This window comes from Balneola sp. (assembly GCA_002694685.1).
Lineage (GTDB): Bacteria > Bacteroidota > Rhodothermia > Balneolales > Balneolaceae > Gracilimonas.
Genome location: NZMW01000010.1, coordinates 472,518 through 496,900, shown reverse-complemented (window position 1 = coordinate 496,900; position 24,383 = coordinate 472,518). Strand labels below are relative to the sequence as shown.

General features: G+C 41.0%; 20 protein-coding genes and 2 tRNA genes. 8 read left to right on the top strand and 14 right to left on the bottom strand.

Translation table 11 applies throughout. The annotated features are described in order from the left end of the window. Nucleotides 1–5: 5 nt before the first annotated feature. Together CL667_11865 and CL667_11860 are read right to left on the bottom strand one after the other, a co-directional pair. Nucleotides 6–1,163, bottom strand: coding sequence for a hypothetical protein (locus tag CL667_11865; GenBank protein MAL18396.1), 1,158 nt, complete (start codon nt 1,161–1,163; stop codon nt 6–8). Between the two features lie 184 nt (nt 1,164–1,347). Continuing rightward, nucleotides 1,348–1,424 (bottom strand) — tRNA-Ala (locus CL667_11860). 146 nt (nt 1,425–1,570) lie between these two features. On the opposite strand from CL667_11860, the gene CL667_11855 reads away from it, so the two are divergent. Beyond that, nucleotides 1,571–2,476 (top strand): hypothetical protein, encoded by a 906-nt coding sequence (locus tag CL667_11855; GenBank protein MAL18395.1) that lies wholly within the window; start codon nt 1,571–1,573, stop codon nt 2,474–2,476. An 81-nt stretch (nt 2,477–2,557) separates the two neighbouring features. On the opposite strand, the gene CL667_11850 is transcribed toward CL667_11855, so the two are convergent. Next, nucleotides 2,558–4,987 carry a hypothetical protein gene (locus CL667_11850; protein MAL18394.1) on the bottom strand — a complete coding sequence of 810 codons (2,430 nt, stop codon included), beginning with the start codon at nt 4,985–4,987 and terminating at the stop codon, nt 2,558–2,560. A gap of 145 nt (nt 4,988–5,132) precedes the next feature. Here CL667_11850 and CL667_11845 point away from each other — a divergent pair. Continuing rightward, nucleotides 5,133–5,205, top strand: a tRNA-Arg gene (locus tag CL667_11845). On the opposite strand, the gene CL667_11840 is transcribed toward CL667_11845, so the two are convergent. Genes CL667_11840 through CL667_11825 form a run of 4 tightly spaced genes read right to left on the bottom strand, consistent with a single transcriptional unit; the run spans nt 5,203 to nt 8,074 of the window. Next, the gene (locus CL667_11840) at nt 5,203–5,973 is read right to left on the bottom strand and encodes a hypothetical protein (protein MAL18393.1); all 771 of its coding nucleotides are present in this window, start codon (nt 5,971–5,973) and stop codon (nt 5,203–5,205) included. The two genes, CL667_11845 and CL667_11840, sit on opposite strands and share 3 nt — an antisense overlap. 46 nt (nt 5,974–6,019) lie before the next feature. Further along, nucleotides 6,020–6,679: a hypothetical protein gene (locus tag CL667_11835; protein ID MAL18392.1), complete on the bottom strand. Its 660-nt coding sequence runs from the start codon at nt 6,677–6,679 to the stop codon at nt 6,020–6,022. 38 nt (nt 6,680–6,717) lie between these two features. After that, a complete protein-coding gene (locus CL667_11830; protein ID MAL18391.1) occupies nt 6,718–7,002 on the bottom strand; it encodes a hypothetical protein in 285 nt (94 codons plus the stop codon). Nucleotides 7,003–7,027: 25 nt separating this feature from the next. Beyond that, complete coding sequence (locus CL667_11825) at nt 7,028–8,074, bottom strand: iron ABC transporter ATP-binding protein (protein MAL18390.1); 1,047 nt, start codon at nt 8,072–8,074, stop codon at nt 7,028–7,030. A gap of 175 nt (nt 8,075–8,249) precedes the next feature. Between CL667_11825 and CL667_11820 the strand changes: the two genes are divergently transcribed. From CL667_11820 to CL667_11805, 4 genes are all read left to right on the top strand, one after another. Then, nucleotides 8,250–8,741 (top strand): SPOR domain-containing protein, encoded by a 492-nt coding sequence (locus CL667_11820; protein ID MAL18389.1) that lies wholly within the window; start codon nt 8,250–8,252, stop codon nt 8,739–8,741. A 249-nt stretch (nt 8,742–8,990) separates the two neighbouring features. Beyond that, nucleotides 8,991–9,338 carry an anti-anti-sigma factor gene (locus tag CL667_11815; GenBank protein MAL18388.1) on the top strand — a complete coding sequence of 116 codons (348 nt, stop codon included), beginning with the start codon at nt 8,991–8,993 and terminating at the stop codon, nt 9,336–9,338. 12 nt (nt 9,339–9,350) lie between these two features. Then, the gene (locus CL667_11810) at nt 9,351–9,773 is read left to right on the top strand and encodes an ATP-binding protein (protein MAL18387.1); all 423 of its coding nucleotides are present in this window, start codon (nt 9,351–9,353) and stop codon (nt 9,771–9,773) included. A gap of 93 nt (nt 9,774–9,866) precedes the next feature. Beyond that, the gene (locus tag CL667_11805; protein MAL18386.1) at nt 9,867–11,513 is read left to right on the top strand and encodes a hypothetical protein; all 1,647 of its coding nucleotides are present in this window, start codon (nt 9,867–9,869) and stop codon (nt 11,511–11,513) included. Here the strand turns inward: CL667_11805 and CL667_11800 are convergent. From CL667_11800 to CL667_11770, 7 genes are all read right to left on the bottom strand, one after another. Beyond that, nucleotides 11,506–13,011: a lytic transglycosylase F gene (locus CL667_11800; protein ID MAL18385.1), complete on the bottom strand. Its 1,506-nt coding sequence runs from the start codon at nt 13,009–13,011 to the stop codon at nt 11,506–11,508. The genes CL667_11805 and CL667_11800 overlap by 8 nt on opposite strands. Before the next feature lie 252 nt (nt 13,012–13,263). Further along, entirely contained in the window at nt 13,264–14,133 is an 870-nt protein-coding gene (locus CL667_11795) for an EamA family transporter (GenBank protein MAL18384.1), read from the bottom strand. A gap of 44 nt (nt 14,134–14,177) precedes the next feature. Next, nucleotides 14,178–14,585: a hypothetical protein gene (locus CL667_11790; protein MAL18383.1), complete on the bottom strand. Its 408-nt coding sequence runs from the start codon at nt 14,583–14,585 to the stop codon at nt 14,178–14,180. A gap of 103 nt (nt 14,586–14,688) precedes the next feature. Then, nucleotides 14,689–18,183 carry a copper transporter gene (locus CL667_11785; GenBank protein ID MAL18382.1) on the bottom strand — a complete coding sequence of 1,165 codons (3,495 nt, stop codon included), beginning with the start codon at nt 18,181–18,183 and terminating at the stop codon, nt 14,689–14,691. Between the two features lie 18 nt (nt 18,184–18,201). Beyond that, nucleotides 18,202–19,323, bottom strand: coding sequence for a hypothetical protein (locus tag CL667_11780; GenBank protein ID MAL18381.1), 1,122 nt, complete (start codon nt 19,321–19,323; stop codon nt 18,202–18,204). Then, a complete protein-coding gene (locus CL667_11775; GenBank protein MAL18380.1) occupies nt 19,320–20,786 on the bottom strand; it encodes a hypothetical protein in 1,467 nt (488 codons plus the stop codon). Before CL667_11775 ends, CL667_11780 begins: the two co-directional genes overlap by 4 nt. Before the next feature lie 52 nt (nt 20,787–20,838). Next, complete coding sequence (locus CL667_11770; GenBank protein ID MAL18379.1) at nt 20,839–21,543, bottom strand: hypothetical protein; 705 nt, start codon at nt 21,541–21,543, stop codon at nt 20,839–20,841. Between the two features lie 196 nt (nt 21,544–21,739). On the opposite strand from CL667_11770, the gene CL667_11765 reads away from it, so the two are divergent. Both CL667_11765 and CL667_11760 read left to right on the top strand, forming a co-directional pair. Further along, entirely contained in the window at nt 21,740–22,651 is a 912-nt protein-coding gene (locus tag CL667_11765) for an EamA family transporter (protein ID MAL18378.1), read from the top strand. A gap of 8 nt (nt 22,652–22,659) precedes the next feature. Further along, the gene (locus tag CL667_11760) at nt 22,660–24,381 is read left to right on the top strand and encodes a hypothetical protein (protein MAL18377.1); all 1,722 of its coding nucleotides are present in this window, start codon (nt 22,660–22,662) and stop codon (nt 24,379–24,381) included. The last annotated feature ends 2 nt before the right edge of the window (nt 24,382–24,383 follow it).

The window sequence follows — 24,383 nt, the reverse complement described above, 5'->3', positions numbered from 1 at the left end:
TCCCTCTAATTTCCAGCTACAATTATGTCTTCATCTCGTATTTTCTGAAGAAGCTCATCCAATTTTATACCGGCAGCGGTCCCTGTAAATTCCTGCCCATCATACGAAAGAGATTCAAGTGTGAAGCCCCTGTTTTTTAAACTTTGATATGCTTCTTGCCCAATCAATTCAACAATTGCTTGTTCAGCTTCCTGTGATACGGGCAGCGTGGCCGTCACCTTAGAGGCATCTTTAAGTGTAAAACTCCATATCTCAGAAGAAACATCTTCACTATCTCCGCTGGATTGGACTGTTTTCAAAATTCTCCAGTAATAGGTTTTACCTGCCTCCAAAGATTGCGCGCCGGAAGCCGGAAACTGAAAAGAGGTGCCTTCAACAATAACATCAAGGTTTTCAAAAGATAGCAACGAACCGCCCTCACCTATTGGAGAAGAACTTTTCGCACTCTGAAGTAGTGACTCAGGACTATCCTGCCCCGTCTGTTCAACGACCAAAAGTCTATAGGTCACACCCGTGTTGCCTTCCCAACTAAATTGAGGATAAGGATTTGTGATTTCGGCCAGCGATCCGGCTACATCTCCCGGGCTCTTGAGATAGATCTCACTTTCGTCAAAAGATAGGGCTCCGCTATCACCCCCTCCAATCTCTGCTACATCCCGGGCAAGATTTTCTCTGCCTCGGGCATCTGTAACTCTAAAAAGTATGACTTCCAGCGAATATACATCCCGTGGTAAAGAGGTTGAACCGGAAAGATTGCTTAAAAAGTTATCCCCTTCTGTGGTGAGCCCGCCGCTAAAAGTGACCGGCGTAGAGATACCCGGAATTCTTTCATTGGCTAAATCATTGTTACTGAAGTACAGTGTTTGAAAAGGGCTTAGTGAAAATGGTCTTGAAGAACTTTGAGTGACTTCAGCTATAGTTCCGACTTTTGCGGCGCTAATAATTAACTCCAAATATAAGTTATCTATCTTTTCGCCAGTCAGGTTTTCAATTGTAGCAGATATTAAAGAAGGCCCATTGCCTTCTGCATCAATACCAAGACCAGTTAGACTGAGCACCTGAGAATTTTCTAAGATTGAGCTTGGCTCTACATCAAGATTTACACTTTGAGCAAAAACAATATTAGTGGGAACAACACAGCAAAGTGTAAGTACGATTAACACGAGGGGTAGTTTTTTCCATCTCTCAGTCATTGAAACTCCGATATTATAAACTATTACATCTATTTTAAAGTATACGAAGCTTACAAACAAGCGATTCGGCAAAGTTTAATTTTTGTGATACCATGGAAACTGTAAACCAAAATATACCCCATAAAAAAAGCCTAAGTCAATTAAGATTAGGCTTTTGTGGAGCTACGGGGATTCGAACCCCGGACCTTCGCGCTGCCAGCGCGACGCTCTAGCCAACTGAGCTATAGCCCCTAAGAATTTCAAAGATACCTGTAGTATGAAACTTATGCTAACTTTTTTAGCTTTTTTTCTTTTGATACCACAGCAGAACCATTATTTTCTTTTAAAATGATGTATATTATAACCCTAATACTTAATCGAATTGGAGAAATCTTAATATGAAGCGAATTATCCATCTTCTCGTTCTTACACTATTCTTAGTAGGTGGTACTGTAGTACAATATGGTTGTGGTTCTGACGAACCCGTAGTAGAAGAACCTGTTGATACTGACGGTGACGGACTTACTGATGCTGAAGAAGCAGAATTAGGAACTGACTCAAACTCAGCTGATTCTGACGGTGATGGCTTAACTGACGCCGACGAAATTAACGTCCACGAAACAGATCCACTTAACGCGGATACTGACGGTGACGGACTTAATGACGGAGACGAAGTTAACTCTTATAACACTGATCCTAACAATACTGATTCTGATGGCGACGGTCTAACTGACGGTGACGAGATCAATAATTACGAAACAGATCCTAATAATACGGACTCTGATGGTGATGGTCTTAGTGACTATGACGAAGTAATGACTCACGACACGAATCCTAATAACGCGGATTCTGATGGCGACGGATTTACTGACAGCCAGGAAATTGACATGGGTACTAACGCAACTGATGGCAGCGATCCTGTTTATCTGGACGAAGATACCTTCTCAACTATCAACTTTGACTTTGATCGTTCTACTATCCGTAGCGATGCATCCGAAGCACTTATGAGCAATGTAGAGACTTTGAAAGAAGCTCCTGCATTCCGTGTTCGTGTTGATGCTTACACTGATCATGTTGGTGGAGACCAGTATAACTTACGACTTAGTCTAAGACGTGCTAATGCTGTTGTAGATTACTACACAAGCAATGGTATTTCTGAAGACCGTATCGAACCCCGTGGTTTAGGAAAAGCTCCTGTTGAGTGTTCTGAGTCTGAAATGGACGCAAACACACCAGGTTGTGAAAGAAACCGACGCGCTGAGTCACACCCAATCAGCACATTGAAATATCAGAAAGGAATGTAATTCCAACTGATTTTCAGTAAACATTTTAAAGGCTCGCTGATATCAGCGAGCCTTTTTTATATCCTTATATTTTATTCTCCTCTAAAAGAACCGGGCAATACTGACACCTACATAGAATCCAGGATTGTCAATACGATAAGCCACATCTGCCCTCACAAGATTAAAGATATTACTTAACGACAGACCGGCTTCCATGTGCCAGTCATTAGTCGTTACCGGAGAAAAACCATAGCGGCTATTAAACTCATTTACCTGTTCTTGCTTAACCCAAGTTCTCCCTACACCACCAAAAGCTATAATACTTAAGCCTGTTTGGGTGGCATTTCTCCAGCCCAACATTTCAAGGGGCACGCTCTTAAAATTGTGTTCTGCGTTTAGGGAAACATAGCTAGCTCCCTCATATGGAATAAATCGTTTTGCTCTGAATGCTCCAAAAGGAGTTACTGCGCCCAAAGCCACATCAAGGACTTCGTTTTTCTGTATTGGTAAATCGCCAACATAGGTTCCCGCATTCAACCGCATATCCAATGTATTTGGGAAGAACCTTCGCTGGTAAAACGTTTCATATCTACGATAGAGATCAATCTTAAATCGGGTATAATCCCAACTGCTTCCGAGCAGTTTAGCCGATTGCTCGACGCTTACTGAAAAATCATTGGCACCCACCGCTCCAAATGCTTTTTTATCTTCGCCTATACTATATGATAGCCTTAACGCACTCAATGTCCCTTCATCGATGTAACTGTTTGGGCGCTGAATCAAGTCTCTTCCAAGGATATCATAGCTTGTTTTGTAATTGATAGCTGAATGCTCTTCGTACATATAATTCAGTCTGATTGTCCCACTGAATCTACTTCTTAGGCGATAAGATGCTCCCAAATTCACACCCTCCTTTCGGTAGTAATCAAAATAGTCAGGGTACCCAAACAGGTTGGAAATACTCGTCATAAAAGGCATATACATATCAGAGTTGTATCGTGAATCTGTCTTAGCCTTATATCCTGAATAAACGGCAAATCGCCTAGTGTTTTTCAATGGCCACCAGCCTAGCTGTGCACCATATGAAAAGGTACCCTCTCCATATCCCGTACTAAACCCACCAAACACCTTCGACATGATTCGGTTGTCAACATAATAGCGCTGATGTTGTAGCCCTCCATAAAAAACATCTACCCGGTTAAACCTGCCTTGAGGTGTTAGGTTATTTATAAATCTTGAAATCGGTCCTGGTGCTTTACTGTTTCCTATACGATTTGAATCGCTCCGTGCACTGCTGCTTCCACCACTGCTGCTAACGCTTACTGAGCCTTCTGATTCTTCATCTTCCCAATCAATAAACCTTGTGAAGAAACCGGTGGGCCTAAAAGCTTTTTCTAAAGTTGCTGTACTATCTACATTTTCATAGGCTATTTCTTCTTCACTATCCAAAGGAATGATATCCACTTCGGTTACAAAGAGTGAATCTCCTGAATTTATCGTTGTGGAATCGACAGATAGTGTGTTTAGGGAATTGAACAAAGTATCAGGAAGCGTAATATTGACTTCATAATTATTCATCTTAGCAACCTGCTTAAACCCAATGGGTGGGAAACGCAGCCCCACAAGTCCAACTTCGATCAAGCCATTAATACGCACGTCAACCGGAAGCCAGTAATCGCCGCCAAAGTTGCTAAATTGTTGGGAATAGGAAAGATCAAAATCCTGAACAGGCGGAGGAAAAACAACAACTGAGTTTGGTTTTAGATCAACTTCAAGCAATGCATATTCTTCTCCCAACACAAAAATAGTCCCTTCAAAAAGAGGCTGTAGCTTACGGTTTGAAGTTACAGATAGCTCATATACAACCTGCCCATCCAGCGCCCGGATATCTTCTAATTCAAAGGTGTAATACTTTAATGCATCAGGGTGAGTAACACCAACTACATCAAAGCCTGCTATATCTAAATTGTCGTCATAGAAATTGGGCAGGTAGCTTACACCGGCAAAGTTGCTTGCTGCGTCGATATTAGCTGTTTGTCGCTTCGATTTTAGAATTTCACGGGATCCTCTTTTTTTATCCCAGTAGGCGACTGAAATACTCTCCGAGATGGATACGATAGAAGTGTCATTCTTTAACTGTTGCCGGGTGTAGGCTTCGGCTTTATAAGTATTCAAGTTGGCGCGCCAAATTTTCTTTCTTTTGATCACTTCTCTCATAATAGCTATAGCAGGATCTTCACCCGTCACTACAATTTCACCCATAGACGCCACCGAGGGCTTCATGACAAAATCGACAGGATCAGCATTTGAACTGACCGTTTTCTCCTGACTTTCAAACCCAATAAACCGAGCGACCAAAGTAACCGGAAAACTCGGCACAATGATGCTAAATTCACCATCCTGATTTGAAATCGTACCTTTATAAGTATCCTTGATAATAACGTGGGCAGCAGGAAGTGGCTCTCCTGTCTCAGCATCGATAATTTTTCCCGTTACTTGTCTTTGAGCTAACACCGAAACTGAACTGCCGATTAGAAAAAGAAAAATGATAATCGCAGATTTTTGCATCCCTATTCAATTAGATTAAGTGTAAACAGATACTGAACTTCTACTTATGTAATGGTGATTAGTTACACTAACCTACGTATATTTTGAAAAATCATTGCACAACTACATTGACCCTGTAGTTCAATTGGATAGAATAGGGACCTCCTAAGTCCTAGATCTGGGTTCGATTCCCGGCGGGGTCACTTTTTTTCTTGATAAACAAATTTATAAATTCTTTTCTTGTCTTGCTCTGGGTGTAATTGGTTAGCTTTTTCGAAACCATACTTTTTTGCTAACCTCAAACCTTGATCAGAAACGGGATACGTATAAATTGGTTTTCTGCCAAGCCTCTCTCTAACAATTGATTTTAAGACCCCAATCGAATAAGCCTTAGAATATAAATCCTTTCCTGCAATACAAGCTATGTAATGACCTTCCGGCTCCTCTTCCTCCTTACAAAGATTATCTGCAGTAAATTCTGCCCCATATATCTCATCTCTTTCAAGCATTATTTTTGTTTCCTTGTTAACAGGATAGATTATAATAAAGCCCATATAATCTACAACTGTCCTGAACTTTAGTTTTTTCTTCTTTTTAAGAAGCCAAGTGGTATTTGAGTTTTTTATATGAAACTGTTTTATCTGATTTAAATCAATTCTACTACTTCCAAAATAATATTCCAACAATTCATCAAATGCTTCGAACTCATGAGTTGACATTAAGCTGTCTTCATAAACTTCATCTTGCTTACTAAACAATTTTAATCCTTTGTAGTCTAGGTAAACAAAAAGCACACCCAAAAAAAGCGTTGCTAGTGCAATAAAAACTAAAACATTCACAGCAATAACATGATGTTTTGGATTGAGTATTTTATTTAAAAAGTATTCGTCAACACTTAGTATCCCAACAAATAATGAAGCTCCAAAGCCAATTAATCCTAGTCCAGTTTCTTTATATTTTAAATCTTCCATAATTACTTATAACATTCTTCAGAATTAAATAAGATAATAAAACTTTTCAGCTATCAAACTTTCCGTTTAATTTTAGTAGACTTAGCCCTTCAAAATCATTGACGACCAACTGACATGATTGCAGTTCCTGATGCGAATGTGTTGTTGCCACTCCCACTACCATGGCGCCGGCGCTTAGCCCTGATTGAACCCCAGAAATAGAATCTTCAAAAACCACACAGTCTTTCGGTGATACGTTTACGGCTTTTGCAGCTTTCAGGTAAGGCTCAGGATCCGGCTTACTCTTTGTGACGTGGGAGGAATTCAAAACAGCATCAAAATAGTCCTCAATTCCCAGCCCCTTGAGAATATGATCAGCGTTTTCTGCAGGTGCCGAAGTTGCCACAACCATCTTTATATCATGCTCTCTTAGCCGATCCAGGAAATCAATGATTCCAGAAACTTTATGTTCTTCAGGGTCAAAAACATCGCGGAACATTTGTTCTTTTTCGTCGGCTAGCTCCTGGATTTTTTCTTGTGGGATATCTCCAAAAACAGCCGGTATCCAGTCTTGATTCGTCCTTCCGTAAACTTTCTCCCGGAGCTCTTCATCGGAAACCGTGAGGCCGTATTTCGTGCAGAACTCATTAATTGTTGTTTTATGAATGGGATTGCTATGCACAATCACGCCATCCATATCAAAAATAACCGCAGCTATATTGTTCATTGATAAAGTGAGTGAGTGGGTGACTAAATTAAGTTCCTTTAGTTAAGCTTTGTTTTGCCTCTCATTAAGGCACCAAGAATTGCTGTAAATAATGCGGCACCAATTATTGACCATATAACAGGAAAAGGACTCCCGTCAATATCTATAGTCCAAAGTTCGGGAAGTCCTAGTTCAGCGGCGATCCATTTACCAATAATGGCTCCCACAAACCCAACACCGGCCGAGATTAAACAGCCTCCAAAACTATAGCCGCTTATACTTTGGCCGATTCCACCGCAAATTGCGGCAATTAGAAGTAAAACTAAGAATCCAAAAAATGACATTTGCTCAGAATTTTGATTAAGATTATCAGGCTTTCTGTTCTAATACCACTGCAGGCTCCAGAGGTTTCACAATAACGTGTTCATCCACATCAAAAAGTAGCCGATTGTCTGTATGAACGATGTATTTGTCACCTTTAAATAACACGTGATAGGTAATATCGTGTCCCCGAAATTCTCTTCCGGTAATTATTCCACTTTCGCTGCCATTGGCTTTACATCGCTCAATCGTAAGGTGTTCTGGCCGGATAGAACAAAGTATCAAACCCTCGGCTTCTTTGTTGATCTTTACTGGACCTAGTCGTGTTTCTACATTATCTGAGCCATCGGCGTGTGCTCTGAAAAGATTCGTTCTTCCTAAAAATTGTGCTACAAACTGTGTTTTTGGATGATAATATACTTCTTCAGGAGTCCCGATCTGCTCTATTTGCCCGTTATTCATAACCGCAATTCGGTCGGCAAATGAAAGTGCTTCTTCCTGATCGTGTGTTACCAAGATTGCGCTCATTCCGGATTTCTTTAGGATGGCGCGAACTTCTTTTCTAGTTGTGTCCCTCAGCATGGCATCCAGTCCTGAAAAAGGTTCATCCATCAAAACTAATCGAGGCTTTGGTGCAATAGCACGCGCAAGAGCAACACGCTGCTGCTGTCCACCCGAAAGTTCATCCGGCATGCGATCCTTATACTTCTCCATTCCTGTCCGGCAAAGCACTTCTTCCGCTAAAACAGGCCGTTTTCTGCGTTCAACTTCATGCAAACCAAAAGCCACATTCTCAAGGGCATTCATATGTGGAAAAAGCGCATAGTCCTGAAATACAAAACCAATCTCTCTCTTCTGTGGTGAAAGCCGCTTATGGGTACTCTCAACCAGTTCTTCTTCAATATAGACTTCTCCTGCTTCGCATTGTTCAAAACCAGCAATTAAGCGCAGTGTGGTAGTTTTACCACAACCACTAGGTCCCAGCAGTGCAAAGATTTCATTCTTCCCGACTTCAAAGCTGACACTGTTTACTACAGGGCCGCTTTGGTCAAAAGACTTTGTTAATCCGGATATGTTTAAAAGAGGGTTTTCCATGGTAGTAGCTGAACCAAATTATGTTCATTTAGATTCAGTCTACATAAGATACGTACTATTCTATTACTTCTGAAAGTTTTGATGCGTCAATATTTGTGAAACAGTACGGGATGACGTAAGTTTAATTCGTCTCGGGATTACACGTATATCTTATAATTAACTAACTACTATTCTTATGAAAAAACTCAGCATCTACACCATTTTGTTGGCCATGGTAATGTTAAGCTTCCAGGCTTGCGGGCCTAGTGAAGAAGAACGAAGAGCGGCTGAAAAGGCTCGACTTGACTCGCTCAGACAGGTTGAAGAGCAACGTATTGCAGAAATGATGCAGGCACGTGAAGACAGTATAGCCCGAGCTCAAATGCAGCAAGAAGTTGAGGAAGAAGAGCAAGGCCCAAATTTTGCTGAAGATGGAACTTATATCGCTCAAGTTGGAGCTTTTCGTTCAGAGGATGCAGCCAATAATTACAAGGCCAAGTTAAGTGATCGTGAATATCCACATGTATATACGGTTAAAATTGGAAACGAAGAAACCGGTGACGTTTGGTACAGATTAAGAGTTGGCTTCTTCGCAGATAAAACTGACGCTGAAGAATTTGGTGCAGAATTAGGAGCCGAGCTCAACACAGGATATTGGGTTTCTAAGGTTGAACGCTCCGGAAGCTAAGAGATAGTTTACTGTAAAAATAATTTATAGTTGTATCTCTCCCAAGCATTTGCTTAATTGTAGGTGCGCTCAAGTAGCGTCTCTCTTGATGAATAGTCAGGCCATCACATATGAAAAATGTGATGGCCTATTTTTTTGCATCTTTTTTATTCATGATTCGTAACCTTCCACTCCAAAAAACTTTCCTAATTCTCCGGTTTACGTTATTATGCAACTTCAACATTATTCAGAAACTTTAATTCAGGCGGAATGAAAAATTTCAGTATCGCTACCAGGCAAAATGAAAACGTAAGTATACTGGATATCAGTGGGGAACTTGACGCACACACGGCTTCACATTTAGAGAACGCGCTTAAGTCGCTTATCGATGAGGAAAGTTATGCCATTATTGTAAACTGTGCCGGGCTGGACTATATAGCCAGTGCGGGGCTAGGAGTTTTCATGGCTTATATCGAAGACGTTCGTAGTTTAGGCGGCGACATCAAATTGACCAACATGAATGACCGTGTTTACAACGTGTTTGATTTGCTGGGGTTCCCAACGTTATATGATATCCTCGAGGACGAAAGAGAAGCCCTTCAAAGCTTTGATAACTAAATAATCAAGAGAGTGGCAGGAACTAATCAAATACAAACCCTTTCTGTTGAAGCTTCTACAGAGCACTTGGCGAAGGTGCGGGATTTTGTTGCGGCCCATGCTGAAAACATCGGGCTCAGCCAAAAAGATATTTCTGAAATTCGCCTGGCTGTTGATGAAGCATATACGAACATCATCAAACACGCCTATAAAAACTCCCCGACCGAGAAAGTTAGTATTGAAATTGGATCTGATGCCAATAAATTGTGGATATCACTAATGGATGAGGGCAAAAGTTTTGATCCAAGCACTTATAGTGAACCCGATCTTATGCAGCGAATTAAAGAAAAGAAACGCGGAGGAATGGGGGTTTATCTCATCAAGAAACTTATGGATCAAGTCCAATACAACCGCACTGGTGAAACCAACGAGATTCGAATGGTCAAAAAACTTTGACGCATCGTGGAAAAAAAAGCCTCTCTTTCCTTATCTAATACTGAAGAACGCCAAAGCCGATTTGAGCTTAGAACACTGCTTGAAACCAGCCGGATGCTCATCGAATCGCAAGAACCTGATTTTGTTCTGAACAACCTGCTTCTCATCACCATGGGGAAACTATTGGTTCCCAAGGGTTTGATATTGATTAATAAAGGTCTTGATGACGAGTACTTGGTCAGCCGTGTAAAAGGGCGAAATGAGCTGAATGAGAATGATACTATAAAGCTCGAGTTCGATAAAGCAGCTTTAGAAAACTCGGTGCTCTATTCAGAAGACCACCCTGCACTATCGGATAAACTTGGGCTACCTGAGGGAAGCATCTTTTTTAATCTGCGGACAACAAATCACCACCTCGGTTTCTTATGCCTGGGACCAAAAGGCAATAAAAAAGCACTTTCCAGTAGTGAACTCGAATTTATCGAAAGCCTGGCTATAATTTCGTCGGTAGCTATTGCTAATTCACGGATGTTCCAGGAACTACGGCTTATAAACAGAAAGCTAGATCGCAAAGTCCATGATCTTCACACCTTGTTGGAACTGAGTAAAGACTTCAACATGATGGTTGATCGGGATGAAATTGCCCGGACCTTCAAATTTGCGATGCTCGGTCAAATGCTCATCAGAACCTTCTTTTTTGTATTAGATGTTGATGACGAAAAATCAATTATTGCCAGCAGCGGACTCAAGGAACAACCATCAATAAAGGAACTGAATACACTTTTTGAACTTGAGGATGTTTACTATTGTGATGACGATCATGATTGTCCCTTTCTTGAGAAAAATGAAATTCGACTTGTCATCGCACTTCGTTTTCAAAATGAACGGATTGGGGTTGTTGGAGTGGGAGCTCCTGCAAATAATGATGCCTATGGAAAAGAGCAGGTTAACTTTCTTCAGTCTTTAGGAAATCTTGCGCTGCTCACTATTCAAAAAACGCTGCTACTGGAAGAACGTATTGAAAAGCAGCGAATGGAAGAAGAACTCAGCCTTGCCAAAACGATTCAGGAAGGCTTGTTACCATCACCCATTCCCAAAATCAATGGCTTTGATCTTGAGGCAACCAATATATCTTCCCGGCAAGTGGGTGGAGATTATTTTGATATTCTACAAACCCCTGACGAAGGCCATATATTAGCAATCGCGGATGTTACAGGAAAAGGCGTGCCTGCATCATTATTAATGGCCAACCTCCAATCTATGTTGCATGCCCTGGCTCCGATCGACATTTCTCTCTCAGAAGCAACTGGCAGTATAAATGACATTATCCACGTAAATACGCCGCCAGATAAATTCATCACCTTCTTTTGGGGTAAAATTTCTGCTGATGGAAAGCACTTTAATTATGTAAATGCCGGTCACAATAATCCGCTCTTGTTCAGAGATGGTGTTGAAGAACCTCAGGAACTGGATGCCGGTGGTGTGATTTTAGGTGCTATGCCCACTTTCGCACCCTATGATTCAGCCACAGTAGAGATGGAATCCGGAGATGTACTCGTGTTTTATACAGATGGAGTCACTGAAGCAATGAATCCTGATCAAACAGAAGAGTATGAAGAAGAGCGGCTCATTTCCTGCCTGAAGGCAAATCTGGATAAATCCTCCAAGGAAATTATGGATGCTGTCATTACCGATATCACTGAATTTTCACAAGGCGTTCAGTACGATGATATCACAATACTGGTTCTAAAAGTCAATTAAGCGTCTTAAAGCCTAATACCCCTGAGCTGGGTCGTGTCTTATCTGAATTGTAAGCCAGAATTGTTTGATAGGTATTGTATCGGTTCATTATCTCATTAACATATCTGACCGTTTCTATCCCTCTGCAAAACCCATAACGGGCATTTTGATAGTACTTTCTCTGCATTAGCTTCAATAAAGCTTCTGACACATACTCCCATTCATTAGGGTTATGGTTGTGGTCGATAGCCAGCCTTCTGGCGTCCGCGACATGTCCCGATCCGGCATTATATGCTGCAAGTGCAAATGACCATTGATTGGTAGAGTCCAAGTATGAGTAGTGCTTCAGATGGGATTCCAAAATTTTTGCTCCTTCTCTGATATTGACTTCAGGTATATAAAGTGAATCAGAAGAAATTTCAGAAAATCGTGGCAATACCTGCATGATTCCCACTGCTCCGGCCCAGCTTACTGATGTTGGGTTGAATTTTGATTCCTGCGCAGCCACAGCGGTGAGCATTACCCAATCTAAGCCTTTTTCCTCTGCAGCCTCTCTGATCATATCATCATAAGGAGAAATGGTCCCATATTGTTCTCCCTGATAATTTGGACTGAAGTAGTCTGCTATCTGGTTGCCTGACTCAAAATATTTTTTCCTAAGGACATTCAGAAAAGCGGATCGCTTTGGCACACCATCTTCATTAAAACGAAAATGCTTGTATAGAAATTGATTTAGTTTGTGCTCCAGATCCGGTGCATTTTTTCGGACGGCCCAGGCAATTGTATCACTTTCAGCAATAAGCGGACCTTCTACCAGTCCAGTCATATACTTACTAGCCGCATCGTAAATATTGTCATCTGCTATTGTGGCATCATAGGTTCCATCAGCAACCTGAAACAGTACGGTTTCAGTATCCATGTCTTCAGGGATGATATTGATGGCTATCGGAAATCCTTCATCTCTCAATTCTTTTAATCGAACGTAATAAGAACTGTTCCGGCGAACGCTAATCTGGATGCCTTCCATATCTGATATGCTTTCAGGCTTAAAACCAAGTTCTTCTGAAACCACAATAACCTGATCTACCATATTATAGGGCCTTGTAAACTCAACCAGCTGTCTTCGTTCAGGTGTTATGGTATAATTTGCGGCTATGATATCGCCCCGCCCACTGTTCAGAAGGTCGTAAGGGCTTTCATCAGGCCCCGTAATGACTACCTCAAGTGCAAGGTCGTTTTGTTTAGTGAAGGCTTTTAGAAGCTCATATTCGAACCCAACCTGAATTCCTTTATATAAAAAGTAGGACCCTGAGCTGTAGCTGGTAATCATTCGTAATACTCCATTACTTTTGATTTCAGCAAAATCTTTTTGGACAGGCTCACTCACAGAAACAGTAAGTGATTCACTCTCGGCAGGGGGCTCCGAGTTTTGAGAACAACTAAGTAAAAGCAAAGCCACAAATCCGCTCAGCAGCAAATACTTAGATATTCCAATAATTTCATTTCGATATAAAAGCATTCTGTGACTTTGGTTTCATTATCAATCAAATACCATAATGAAGCTACATTTACACGTGCTGAGTTAATGATACACGTAATTTCGCTGAATTACAGCAATCTTAGTAATGTTTAATCTAACCATAGGTTTCTAACGCATTAACTTCTATAAAGGTTCGCCTAACTAATTAACTAAATAATTTTGATAGGCTTACAGGCATGCCGAATAATTAGCCTCACCATTTTTACCCTAAAAATATTTATAAGCCACCCGCTAGGTTCTTTTACGGGCTGGTTTTTTCTTCCAGGTGAACGCTACCCCAACTAATGTCACAAAAATGGCTACAAAAGATAAGATTGGTGGTAACTCTCCAAGAATAAAGAAAGCCAGGGCAGTAGCAAATATTGGCTCAGTAAGTATTAGAGTTGAAAGTAATGTTGGTGAAACATACTTGACGGCATAGTTTAAAGAACCATGCCCCATAATTTGTGGACCTATAGCTAGTCCAAGCCCAACCCATAGCAACAGTGGGTCAAATTGTCTCGGAATACCTTCAACCACTATTAGTATAGCTACACAGGTTATAGCCGCATAGCCATACACCGGAAATACATAGCCAAGCCATGATCTGTTTTGTCTGATTCTTCTACCAATCAAAAAATAGACGGCAAAGATGGCAGCGGCAGCAAAGGCCATTGCATTTCCTAGTAATGGATTAGAAAAAGTGGCCTCAGCATTGTAATCAGAAATGCCTAAAAGAACGGAACCGGCAAAGGCAACAAATACTCCAACCCAAACGGTTGGTGCAAATTCCATCTTGTAAAGCGCCCTTTCAGCTACAATTAGCATGATTGGATGGATGGTTACTAATACGGAAGCCGAAGCTACGGAGGTGTAGTAGAGTGAACTAATCCAAAGTATGAAGTGCAACCCTAAGGCAATTCCTGCAAATGCGATCCATTTACCTTCATTCCCTGTTGATTTGACATCGTATTTTTTACTCTTTTTTTGAAAGAGATATAAAGGAATCAATAAAATGAATGCAGCTACTGTGCGCACCGATACCAAGAGTAAGGCTGAGTATTCCGTGGCGAATTTCACCAGAATCGGAGCAAAGCCAAAGGTAGTTAAGCCAATAGCCAGTATTAGGTAAACTTTAACTTTGGAATAAGCCTCGCTCAAAATATCTACCTGATTCTATCCATTGACCGCACCAACTCTTCATCTTTTTTAATAAATCGAAGAGCTAAAACCTGGCCAACTAATCCCAACAATACAAGTCCTGTGCCAAGGGCTTCATCCCATAAATAGGTTCCAATTCCTCCTAAAGAAAACAAGACACCTATACTAAACCCAAGGGCAATAACCTGAAGCAATGCAGACCTCTTTACCCAGGAGAGCTGGTTTTTACGATTATTATATAGAAAGACAGAAACTACATTCAGTACCATAGCAATGAGTAGTGAACTGGCTAAGCCCAGCCCAATCCATTGTTGAGGATCAGTCATTGCTTTTTCATAAATCGGGGTAAAATAGACCGCAAGGTTTAGCAGTGTTGCTACAGCCAGAAATATTGTTTGAATTCGTTGTATCACAGAAAGAATTTTTTGAGTTTTCTTTTAAGATAAAAGTTTTTGCCAACAAAAAAGTCCGCACATTTTAGATGTGCGGACTTTGAATGAATTCAGTTAAACCCTGTTATCCCGGTGATGATTCTAAAACAGGTTTTTCTTTCGGTTCGCCATTGAGCTCACTTTGATCTTTAATAATACCTGGCTCTGTCGTTCCAAACATAGTATTGTTAAGAGAGCGACGAGTACGTTCAATCACACTGTAAAGAACTGGTACCAGAATGAGCGTCAATGCTGTCGCAAATGTAAGACCAACAATTACAGCAATAGCCATTGGGCCCCACCACGCAGCTTGCTCACCACCCATATAAATGTACGAGCCAAGGTTGGTAAAGAACTCAATTGGACTACCAACCAAGACGATATAGTCAAAGTTGAAACCTATAGCCAGCGGCACCAATCCAAGTGTGGTTGTAATAGCGGTGAGGATTACTGGACGGAAGCGAACTTTTCCAGCCTGAATCAAAGCATCTCTTAAATTTAAGCCATCTCTTTCTCTCAGGATGTCAACATAGTCAATAAGTACAATGGCGTTGTTAACTACAATCCCGGCAAGTGAAATAATTCCGAGGAATGCCATCAAGCCAAATGCCATCTGGAAGGTTACCAATCCATAGAATACACCGGCCATGGACATGATTACCGAACTGAGAATAATTAATGGTTTTGCAACGGAGTTGAACTGAGATACCAGAATAAAGGTGATTAAAAATAAGGCAATCAGGAATGCGATCCCCAAGAACTCAAAAGACTCATCCTGTTCTTGCTGCTGTCCCGTCCAGCCATAGTTATATCCTTCAGGCAGACCTTGCAGATAATCAGAGAGTACACCTTGAACTTCGGCTAGTACCGCGTTCGCCTGATAACCTGAACGAACATCTGCACTAATCGTAATTACTCGCTCAGAATCTTTGTGATTAATTCCGCCTAAACCATCACTCACTTCCCAGGTAGCCACTTCTGAAAGTGGGATCTGGTTTCCTTCATGAAAGATTGTTAAGTCCCCCAGAGTACTCATATCGTCACGGTATTCATCACTCAAGCGGACAATAATATCATATTCATCTTTCCCGTCACGGAATTTCGAAGCTTCAACTCCATTAATAGCTTGTCGAATGGTCATCCCAATTACATTGGTGCTTAACTCATAGAGTGCTGCTTTTTCGCGATCAACCTCAACTCTCACTTCCGGCCTTGGCTCAGGTAGATTAGACTCTAGTCCATCCATTTTGGCGAATACTGAATCTTCTTCAAGGATGGTTAAGACCCTATCTGAGATGGTTGACAACTGCTCCATATTCGAGCCATAAATCTCGAGGTTAACCGGCTTTCCGGTAGGGGGACCGTTTGGTGGTTGCTCTACCGTAATTTTTGCACCCACAATATTTTCCGTCATGTGATTTCTAAGAAACTCCATGGCCTCAAATACATCCCCTTCGCGTTCCTGAAAATCCACAAAGTTCAAAGCGACGGTGCCTTTATTCGGAGTATTGCCGCCACCACCTGAACCAGGGTCAGCTGTAATGCTTGCACCGGAGGTAGAAAGCACACTGTTTACATCGACGTAGTTTGGAAGGTTTTCAACTCGATCACGTACCTGATCTACGATTGATTTCGTAAAGTCAACATCCGAACCGATTGGGGTCTCAACTTGTACATATACATCTCTTGGAGGAATATCTTCCGGGAAAAACTCGGTACCCGGATTAAATGCCATCAATACAACCACGCTTGATAGAAGCGCAAAAATTGAAATAACGATTGTGCTTTTTCGGTGATCTAATGCCCAAACCAGTGATGATTCATATTTAACCAGCACATTATTTAAACCCTCTCTTTGCCACCAGCGTCCAACAGGTTCGAGGAAATATTTATTGGAAAGCCAGAAAGCCACACCTAAGATTATGACCATCATCCAGCTTACAAAACTCGAGAGCAGTGCAATTATCGCAAAAAAGGCTACTCCGCCGAATAAAATTCGTTTCCCATTTTTGGTTAAAGTAGCTCTGTTCTCCTGGCCGTCAACTTTCATGAAAAGAGCACAAATTACCGGGTTTATTATCAACCCAACAAACAGCGAACTTGAAAGTGTTATGATCAACGTTTTTGGGAGATAGCTCATAAACTGCCCAACAACACCTGGCCAAAATACCATGGGTGCAAAAGCTGCAATGGTAGTCATAGTACCGGCAATAATAGGCACAGCTACTTCACCTGTACCCTTTTTTGCTGCCTCAAAGTTATCATACCCTTCTTCTAAATATCGGTAGATATTTTCCACCACTACAATTGCATTATCCACAAGCATACCCAAAGAAAGGATAAGTGAGAAAAGTACAATCATATTCATGGTAATACCTACTGCAGAAAGTACAATAAAAGACAAAAACATAGATAGCGGTATTGATATACCCACAAAAGAAGCATTTCTAACTCCAAGGAAAAACAGCAACACACCTACCACTAAAATTAACCCGGAAATAATATTATTCTCCAGGTTGCTCACCATATTTACCACATCCACACTTTGATCATTGGTGATTTTATAGGTAGTTGTGGGCGGAAGAGTCTTAAGCGCTTCATCCAAAATCGCCTTAGTACGGTCACCGGTTTCCAGGATATTTTCTCCTGTTCTTTTCTTAACACCGAGGGTAATTACAGGTGCTGTTCCAAGTTCCGAATAGGTTTCCCGTTCTTTAAAACCGAATGTTACATCAGCCACGTCACGGACATAGATTGGACTTTGGTTTTCCCCTTTAATAACGATGTCTTCTAATAAAGCAGGATCTTCATACTGGCCCGGAACACGAAGCAAAAACTTCTTTGTCCCCACCGAGATATCCCCACCGGGAACCGTAACATTCTCTGCAGATATTGCCCCAATAATCTCTCCAAAGGCAATTCCATAGTACTTCATTTTTGCCAGGTCAACATCTACCTGTACTTCTCTCTCCAAAGCACCGGTTAAATCTACGCCAAGAACTGACGGGATGGCTTCAATTTTATCCTGCAGATCTTCTGCAATCTCCTTCAGTATCTCTTCATCATACTTTCCCGAGAGGTTCACGTTCATTATTGGGAACTCTGATAAGTTGATTTCCTGTACTATCGGGTCTTCAGCATCTTCGGGTAATTCAGGCTTTGCCAAATCTACTTTTTCCCTCACTTTTTGCAGGGCATCTTCAATATCAACACTAGGCTCAAACTCCATATTGATATTTGAATACCCTTCCGATGAGGTTGAAGTCATGGTCTTCACATCCGAGATGTTACTTAACTCATCCTCCAGCTTCCGTGTTATCAAACTCTCCATATCCTCAGGAGATACTCCGGGATAAACCGTCACCACAAATATATTTGGAATGTTGATACTCGGGAAACTCTCTTTCGGAATATTGATGTAGGAAACAATCCCCATCACCGCTACCAGTGTAATCAATACCAACACACTAATGCGATTATTTATTGAAAAAGTGGATAGCCAAAACTCCTTGCGCTTTCCTTTCTCTGGCAAGGAAGCACCGTTAATATTTTGTCCGTTTTGTTGTTGATCGGTACTCATAATGATTTCCGAATAAAATTAATTTGCTGCTATTTCTGTGCTGGGTGATTCCTTCTCAGTAACGCGCATGCCATCATCCAAAAATGCGGAACCGATGGTTATCAGTTTATCACCCGGTTTTAGCCCATTTTCAATAATTACATCTGTTTTATAGGATGGACCCAATTCTATTACTCTCTCGCTCGCTATGGGATTACCTTTTTCATTTTCCGAAAGCACGTACACTACATACCCATTTCTTTTGGAGTAGATATATTCTTCGCTAATAAATATTGAGCTGTCTCTTCTCAGTGTATTTAGCCTGATATTAGCGATCATATCCACTTTATACTGGTTTGCTTTTTGGGGAAGGGCAACTTCAATCCGAAATGTTCTGTTTTGCGGATTAATACTGCTCCCTGTGTAAGCGATGGATGCATTTAATGTGTCACTGTCTTGTGTATCAAACCAAACTTTAACATCGTCACCGGTTCGCACAACATCAGAGTAACGTGCTGGTACTCCCGCTGATATGATATAGTCTTCAGAACCAATAAGGCGTACTACTGGTGTGCCTGCAGCAACCATTTCACCAACTTCAACCATCCTGGACTCAAGCTTGCCTGTGAAAGGTGCTTTAATACTTGTGTTAGCTAAATCAACTTTTATGGATTCAAGGGATGACTTTGTTTGCTCATAGTTATACTTGGCATTCAGGTATTCGATCTCTGATCCAATCCCATCTTCCTCGTACACTCTTTTCAGGCGTTCGTAGTTTTCCTTGGCTTGTCCTGCAAGGGCCTCTAAACGTGCTTTTTCCTGCATCAATTTAGCGTCATCTATTTTGATGATGGTTTGTCCTTTACGAACAATCTCACCTTCGTTTACTGCATAGGATATAACCCGTCCGTTAACTTCAGCAGAAATCATTATATCATTTGATGTTTCCACCGTACCAATAACCCGGACATAGCTTGTAAAAGTACCTGTGCTAATATCCTGAGTAACCACATTTACCGTCTTTATAAGCTCTTCTGCATTCTCAGAAGTCTGCGCATCATCACTTGAACAAGCACTGACTAAAGCAAGCAGCGAAAGAGTAATTAGAAAATTAAATTTTTTCATTTTGATTGAGTTCTTGTCTTTTTTGTTAAAAATCATTCTACATCCATTTCTATTGTATCAACATAAGGCACCTGACCGGTTGCCAGATCATACTGTGCTTTTGCACTTAAATATTGAAATACCATCAGCGCGTAATTCACTTCAGCCTGACGTACTTGTACTTCAGCATCTGTGACTTCTATTTGTGAGCCAATACCATTCTCTAATCTTTTAAGTGATCTTTGATAACCTTGCTCAGCCTGACTTAGGGCTTGTTTTCTGGCTTCAGCTGTTTCAAATGCTTTATTGAGTTCTTCTGCCGCTGAAGCAATTTCATTTTCAGCCGCCAACTCTGCACCACGTATTTGTTCTTCAATATCCTTGCGGGCTATTTGGGAACGTTGAACATCAGCCAGCCTTTTAAATCCTTCAAAAAGAGGAAGGCTTACGTTAATACCCAAAGTTTGAAATCGAGCATTGTTCTCAAAGAAGGTAGGCTCATCCGGTTCAGCTGCGCTCCACTGTAGATTGTATGAGGCTGTGATGGTAGGGAGAAAGCGACTTTTTACAGCCTGAATCTCTTTTTCATTTAAATCGAGCCGGGCGTCTAATATTCTAAGGTCGCCACGATAATCAATAAAACCTGGCCATTGCTCTTCTTTTTTCTCGTAAGTAAATGGATTCATTTGATCCACTTTCTTAATAACCATATTCGCATCCGAATCGGCTTCATCAGAGATGATATCGAAATCGTTCAATTCGCCTATGATTTCAAAATTGATACCCAACGGAATTCCGAGAGCTACTTTTAAACTCCTGTAAGCTTCGTCAACACTATATTGGGCTTCGATTAGTTGTGGGCGCTGATTACTTAGCTGAACTTCAAGTTGCAGTACCGCATACTCATCAACTAAGCCTGCCTTTTGTCTTGCCCGGTTATCCCTCAGGTTTTGTTCCAGCCTGCTGATTTGAGCCTCTTGCAACCTTAGCTGTTCTTTAGCCACCAAGGCCTGATAGTAAGCAATCCGGGTTTGTGTGATAATTTGCTGAGTAGTTGCTCTTAAGTTTTCCTGCTGAACGGTTTTAAAAATTTCAGAAGTTGAAAGGCCTACAAAAACTTCACCCCTAAAAATGTTTTGAGTAACCGTGAATCCGCCTTGCCAGTTGTTATCAGTTCCAAAGGCAACAGGTACTAATGTTCCTTGCTGACCTCCAAAAAATTCTCCCGGCACAAATTGTACGGGGATCTCAAAATTACGGGTGTAATTGAGGCTTGAAGCAATATTTGGGTAGACTTCACTGTAAGCAATTCTCACAAGCTGATCAGCATCTTTAACAGATAGCAGAGCCCGGTTCACTTGTGGGTTATTAGCAACAGCAACTTTGATAGCGTCCTCTAACGTAAGTTGAGCATCGTTTAAAAGAGAATCACCTTTAACCTGACCATATATAGATGAGGTAGTAAGAAAAAACAATGCTGCGACTATGATTACAGCCTGCTTGAGTGAGTTGAGTATCATGAATATTAAAGTTCTAAAATTAGATTCAAAAAAAGCGAACGCTTCTACGGTTTTAATTTAGGTCTGTTTCAAAAAATGACTTGGAGTCATCCTGAACATCTTGATCTCCAGTGGCGATTCCACAACCAATCAGCTTCATATATCCCTCAAACAAAGAATCCATCTGTATGTTATTCTTTTCAAGTAATTGGAAGTGGGGCGTATTTTGATGTAGATAAGCCATATTAACCATCCCATGCGAGGTACTCCAAAGTAAGACAGCCAACTCTTTGGGATCGTAAGAGCTATTGATCGTGCCATCTTGCATACCAATTTGGATAGCCCTGACCATGCTGGTAAATGATGTATTCATATTACCCTGACACATTTCTACATAATCACTGTCATCAAGTTGATTAGTGTCTTTCAGGTTATCAAAGAAGCGCATTGACCGGAAAAATTCAGGGTGAGCACGAACGAAGTTTAAAAAAGTAGCCCCTATAGTGTATACCATTTCAATGCCCGGAATATCTTTAGTCAGCACTTCTGCAATTTGGCCTGATAACATATCCGTTGCCTTATTGCAGATCCCAAGAACAAGGTCAGTTTTATTCTTAAAATATTGATATAAGGACCCCTTGCTAACTTCTGCTCGTTCAGCAATCTCGTCCATATTCAGGTTGTCCAATCCTTTTTCAAGAATCAGCTCTTCTGCCGACTCAAGAATCAGCATCTTTTTCCTTTCTTTTTCGCGCTCTTTGCGCTCAGATGTTCCCATAATTGACTTAAAGTCATTTTTTGAATTGAGGTCACAAAACTACGGACATTCTCAAATAGTTCCCAATCTTTTTAGATAAATAAATTGTTAACAGAATAGGCCTGCTTAGAATCACTGTCCGTGATTTACAATCAAGAATACGTTCGGTTTAAAACCCATTAACCATTACCTTTGGCCTCACCAAACTTTACCGTATTTGAATCGCTCCTACTTCATTGACCTCAGCTTAGTTCTCGTCGCTATTATTTGGGCTTTAAACTTTAGCATTGTAAAAGTCTCTTTGCGCGAGATTGATCCATATAGCTTTAATGCTTTGAGGTTTATTTTTGCTACGGCACTACTTTGGTTTGTCGCCCATAAAAGAGGCTATTCTCTTAAAGTTGAAAAAGAGCACTTTTGGAAAATGGTCGGTATTGGGATAGTGGGAAACCTTTTCTATCAAATGTTTTTCATCATCGGGGTTAACTATACCTATGCCGCCAACGCAGCTGTCATGTTAGGTACTATCCCAATTTGGGTAGCTCTACTCTCTCAATTTTTTACGGATGAAAAACTTACCCCCCTTAAAGCGATTGGTGTTTTCTTTGCATTTACCGGAGTCACTTTCATTATCATGGGAGGTCAGGGGACGCTCTCTTTTGAGTCGGAGACTTTTTTAGGGAACATCATCACGCTGATCGCTGCCATCTGCTGGGCAACTTATACCATTCTTTCCAGGAAGTATTTGAAAGTGTACAGTCCCATACAATATTCCGCATTTATGTCGGTTGTTGGGCTTGTCAGCTTACTTATAGTGGGCCTTCCCTTTTTGATAAAACTAAACTGGAGGGAAATTACCATGATAGGATATGGTGGTATCTTTTACAGTGGGGCTTTATCCGTAGGCCTCGCTTATATCATCTGGAACAACGGAGTAAAAAAGATCGGAGCTGTACGAACTGCAGCTTATCAAAATCTGGTACCTGTACTCGGTCTTATTTTTGGGCTTGTTTTATTAGGTGAAGAACTCTCAGTTCTTCAATATATTGGAGCTGTTTCAGTAATTGCCGGTATCGTTTTAGCCCGACTAAATTCAAATCCATTCAAGAAACATATTCAACCAAAGTGAAAAATTATTTGAATACGATTAATAAAAGCTTTTTCAAGATTTTCCTGTTATTTGGGATCATGTTATTTGCAACGAATCCCGTATCAGGACAAAATCAAAGCAACAATCAAAGTGCAACAGGCCTAAACTTAAACTTCGATATTTTTGACGGGACCTATTACTCAGATCCTTTAGGAATTCAGCTTGCAGCACGGCAATTACCTTATGACGAGATGATAGATAAAAGCACCTATAAGCTTGGTGTTAATGATTTGCTTTCAATAAGGGTAGAAGCTTCTAAAAATTTCTTTATCCGAGGCGTAATGGTTAACCCGGCCGGAGATGTGATTATACCTTCAATTGGTCCTATTAACGTTGACGGATTAACTATTACAGAAGCTGAAAATAAAATTGCTAAAGAATCTGAAGAGTTTGTCAAAAACGCTTCCGTTGTTATCACCCTTGAAAGCCCCAGACCTATTTATATTCAAGTGACAGGCGGAGTGCCGTATCCCGGAAAGTATATGATTCCTTCTCAATCCAGAGTAGATCAAGCCATTTACTCCTCTGTTACGGACGGTAGCCGTGATTTAAGAAACGCTTCTCTTTCAAACTCCAGTGACTTTCTTACCAAGGGAAATTATGCCTATCGCAATATTCGTATTGAGCGGGAAGATGGCACTGTGGATTACGCAGATTTAGTGTCCTACTTCCGTCTTGGTAATCCCGAATTTAACCCAATGGTAAATGATGGGGATGTTATTATCCTGAAAAAGACGAACATTGAAACCCCAAAAGTCAGTATTTCAGGAGCAGTAAAAGCTGATTACGAATTTCAATACATCAAAGGAGACACCCCAAAGCGGTTGTTAGAAATTGGAGGTGGATTTGAAGTGATTGCGGACACGTCTTTCCTCATGGTATTCAGAAGAACGGATAGTGGTGCTGAAAAAATCACTGTTCAACCCGAAGATTGGAATACCTTCAAGCTACAACCTAATGATCGAGTGGTTGCCCCATTTAGTGATGAAAGGAATACTTCTGCCTCAGCATGGGTTTATGGTGAAGTTGAGATACCAGGGAATTTCCCAGTCTATTCTGGTGAAACAACAGCCTTGGAGCTACTGGAACTCTCAGGCGGTCTAACTGATAATGCTTTGCCTCAAGCGGCTTACCTAATGAGAAGCGGTGGTTTCAGAAATGAAATACCCAATAAATTTAATTCTCAGTTAATGAGCCGAACTTCAGACCAGCTTGTTCAGGGTCTCGAGTATCTTGAAGCCGAAACTAAACTAAGCCAGGATAAGGTATTTATCGATTTAAAAGATGACAGCCAGCTTTCTGGACTCAAGATTTTTGATGGCGACCGGCTATATATTCCTCGGGATGAGAATACCCTTTTTGTTTTCGGGCAGGTTAATAACCCCGGTTACTTTCCCTACACTCCCAATTCCAAAGTAATGGATTATGTATCCCGCGCCGGAGGTTTTGCTCTTTCCGCAGACAAGGAACGAGTATTCGTTATCAAGTCAGGAAATGCCACTTGGTACAAACCCGGAGAAACTGAAATAGAATCCGGCGACCGTATTTTTGTGGATCGCCAGCCGGTAGAAGAGCTTAATGCGTTAAGAGCTTACAAGGTACAACAGGCTCAACTCCGTAATACTCGCACCCAGTTGATAATGACTGCTATTACTACCATTACTGGAATTATTACGACTTACGTGGCTATTCAGAATATTCGTAATTAACT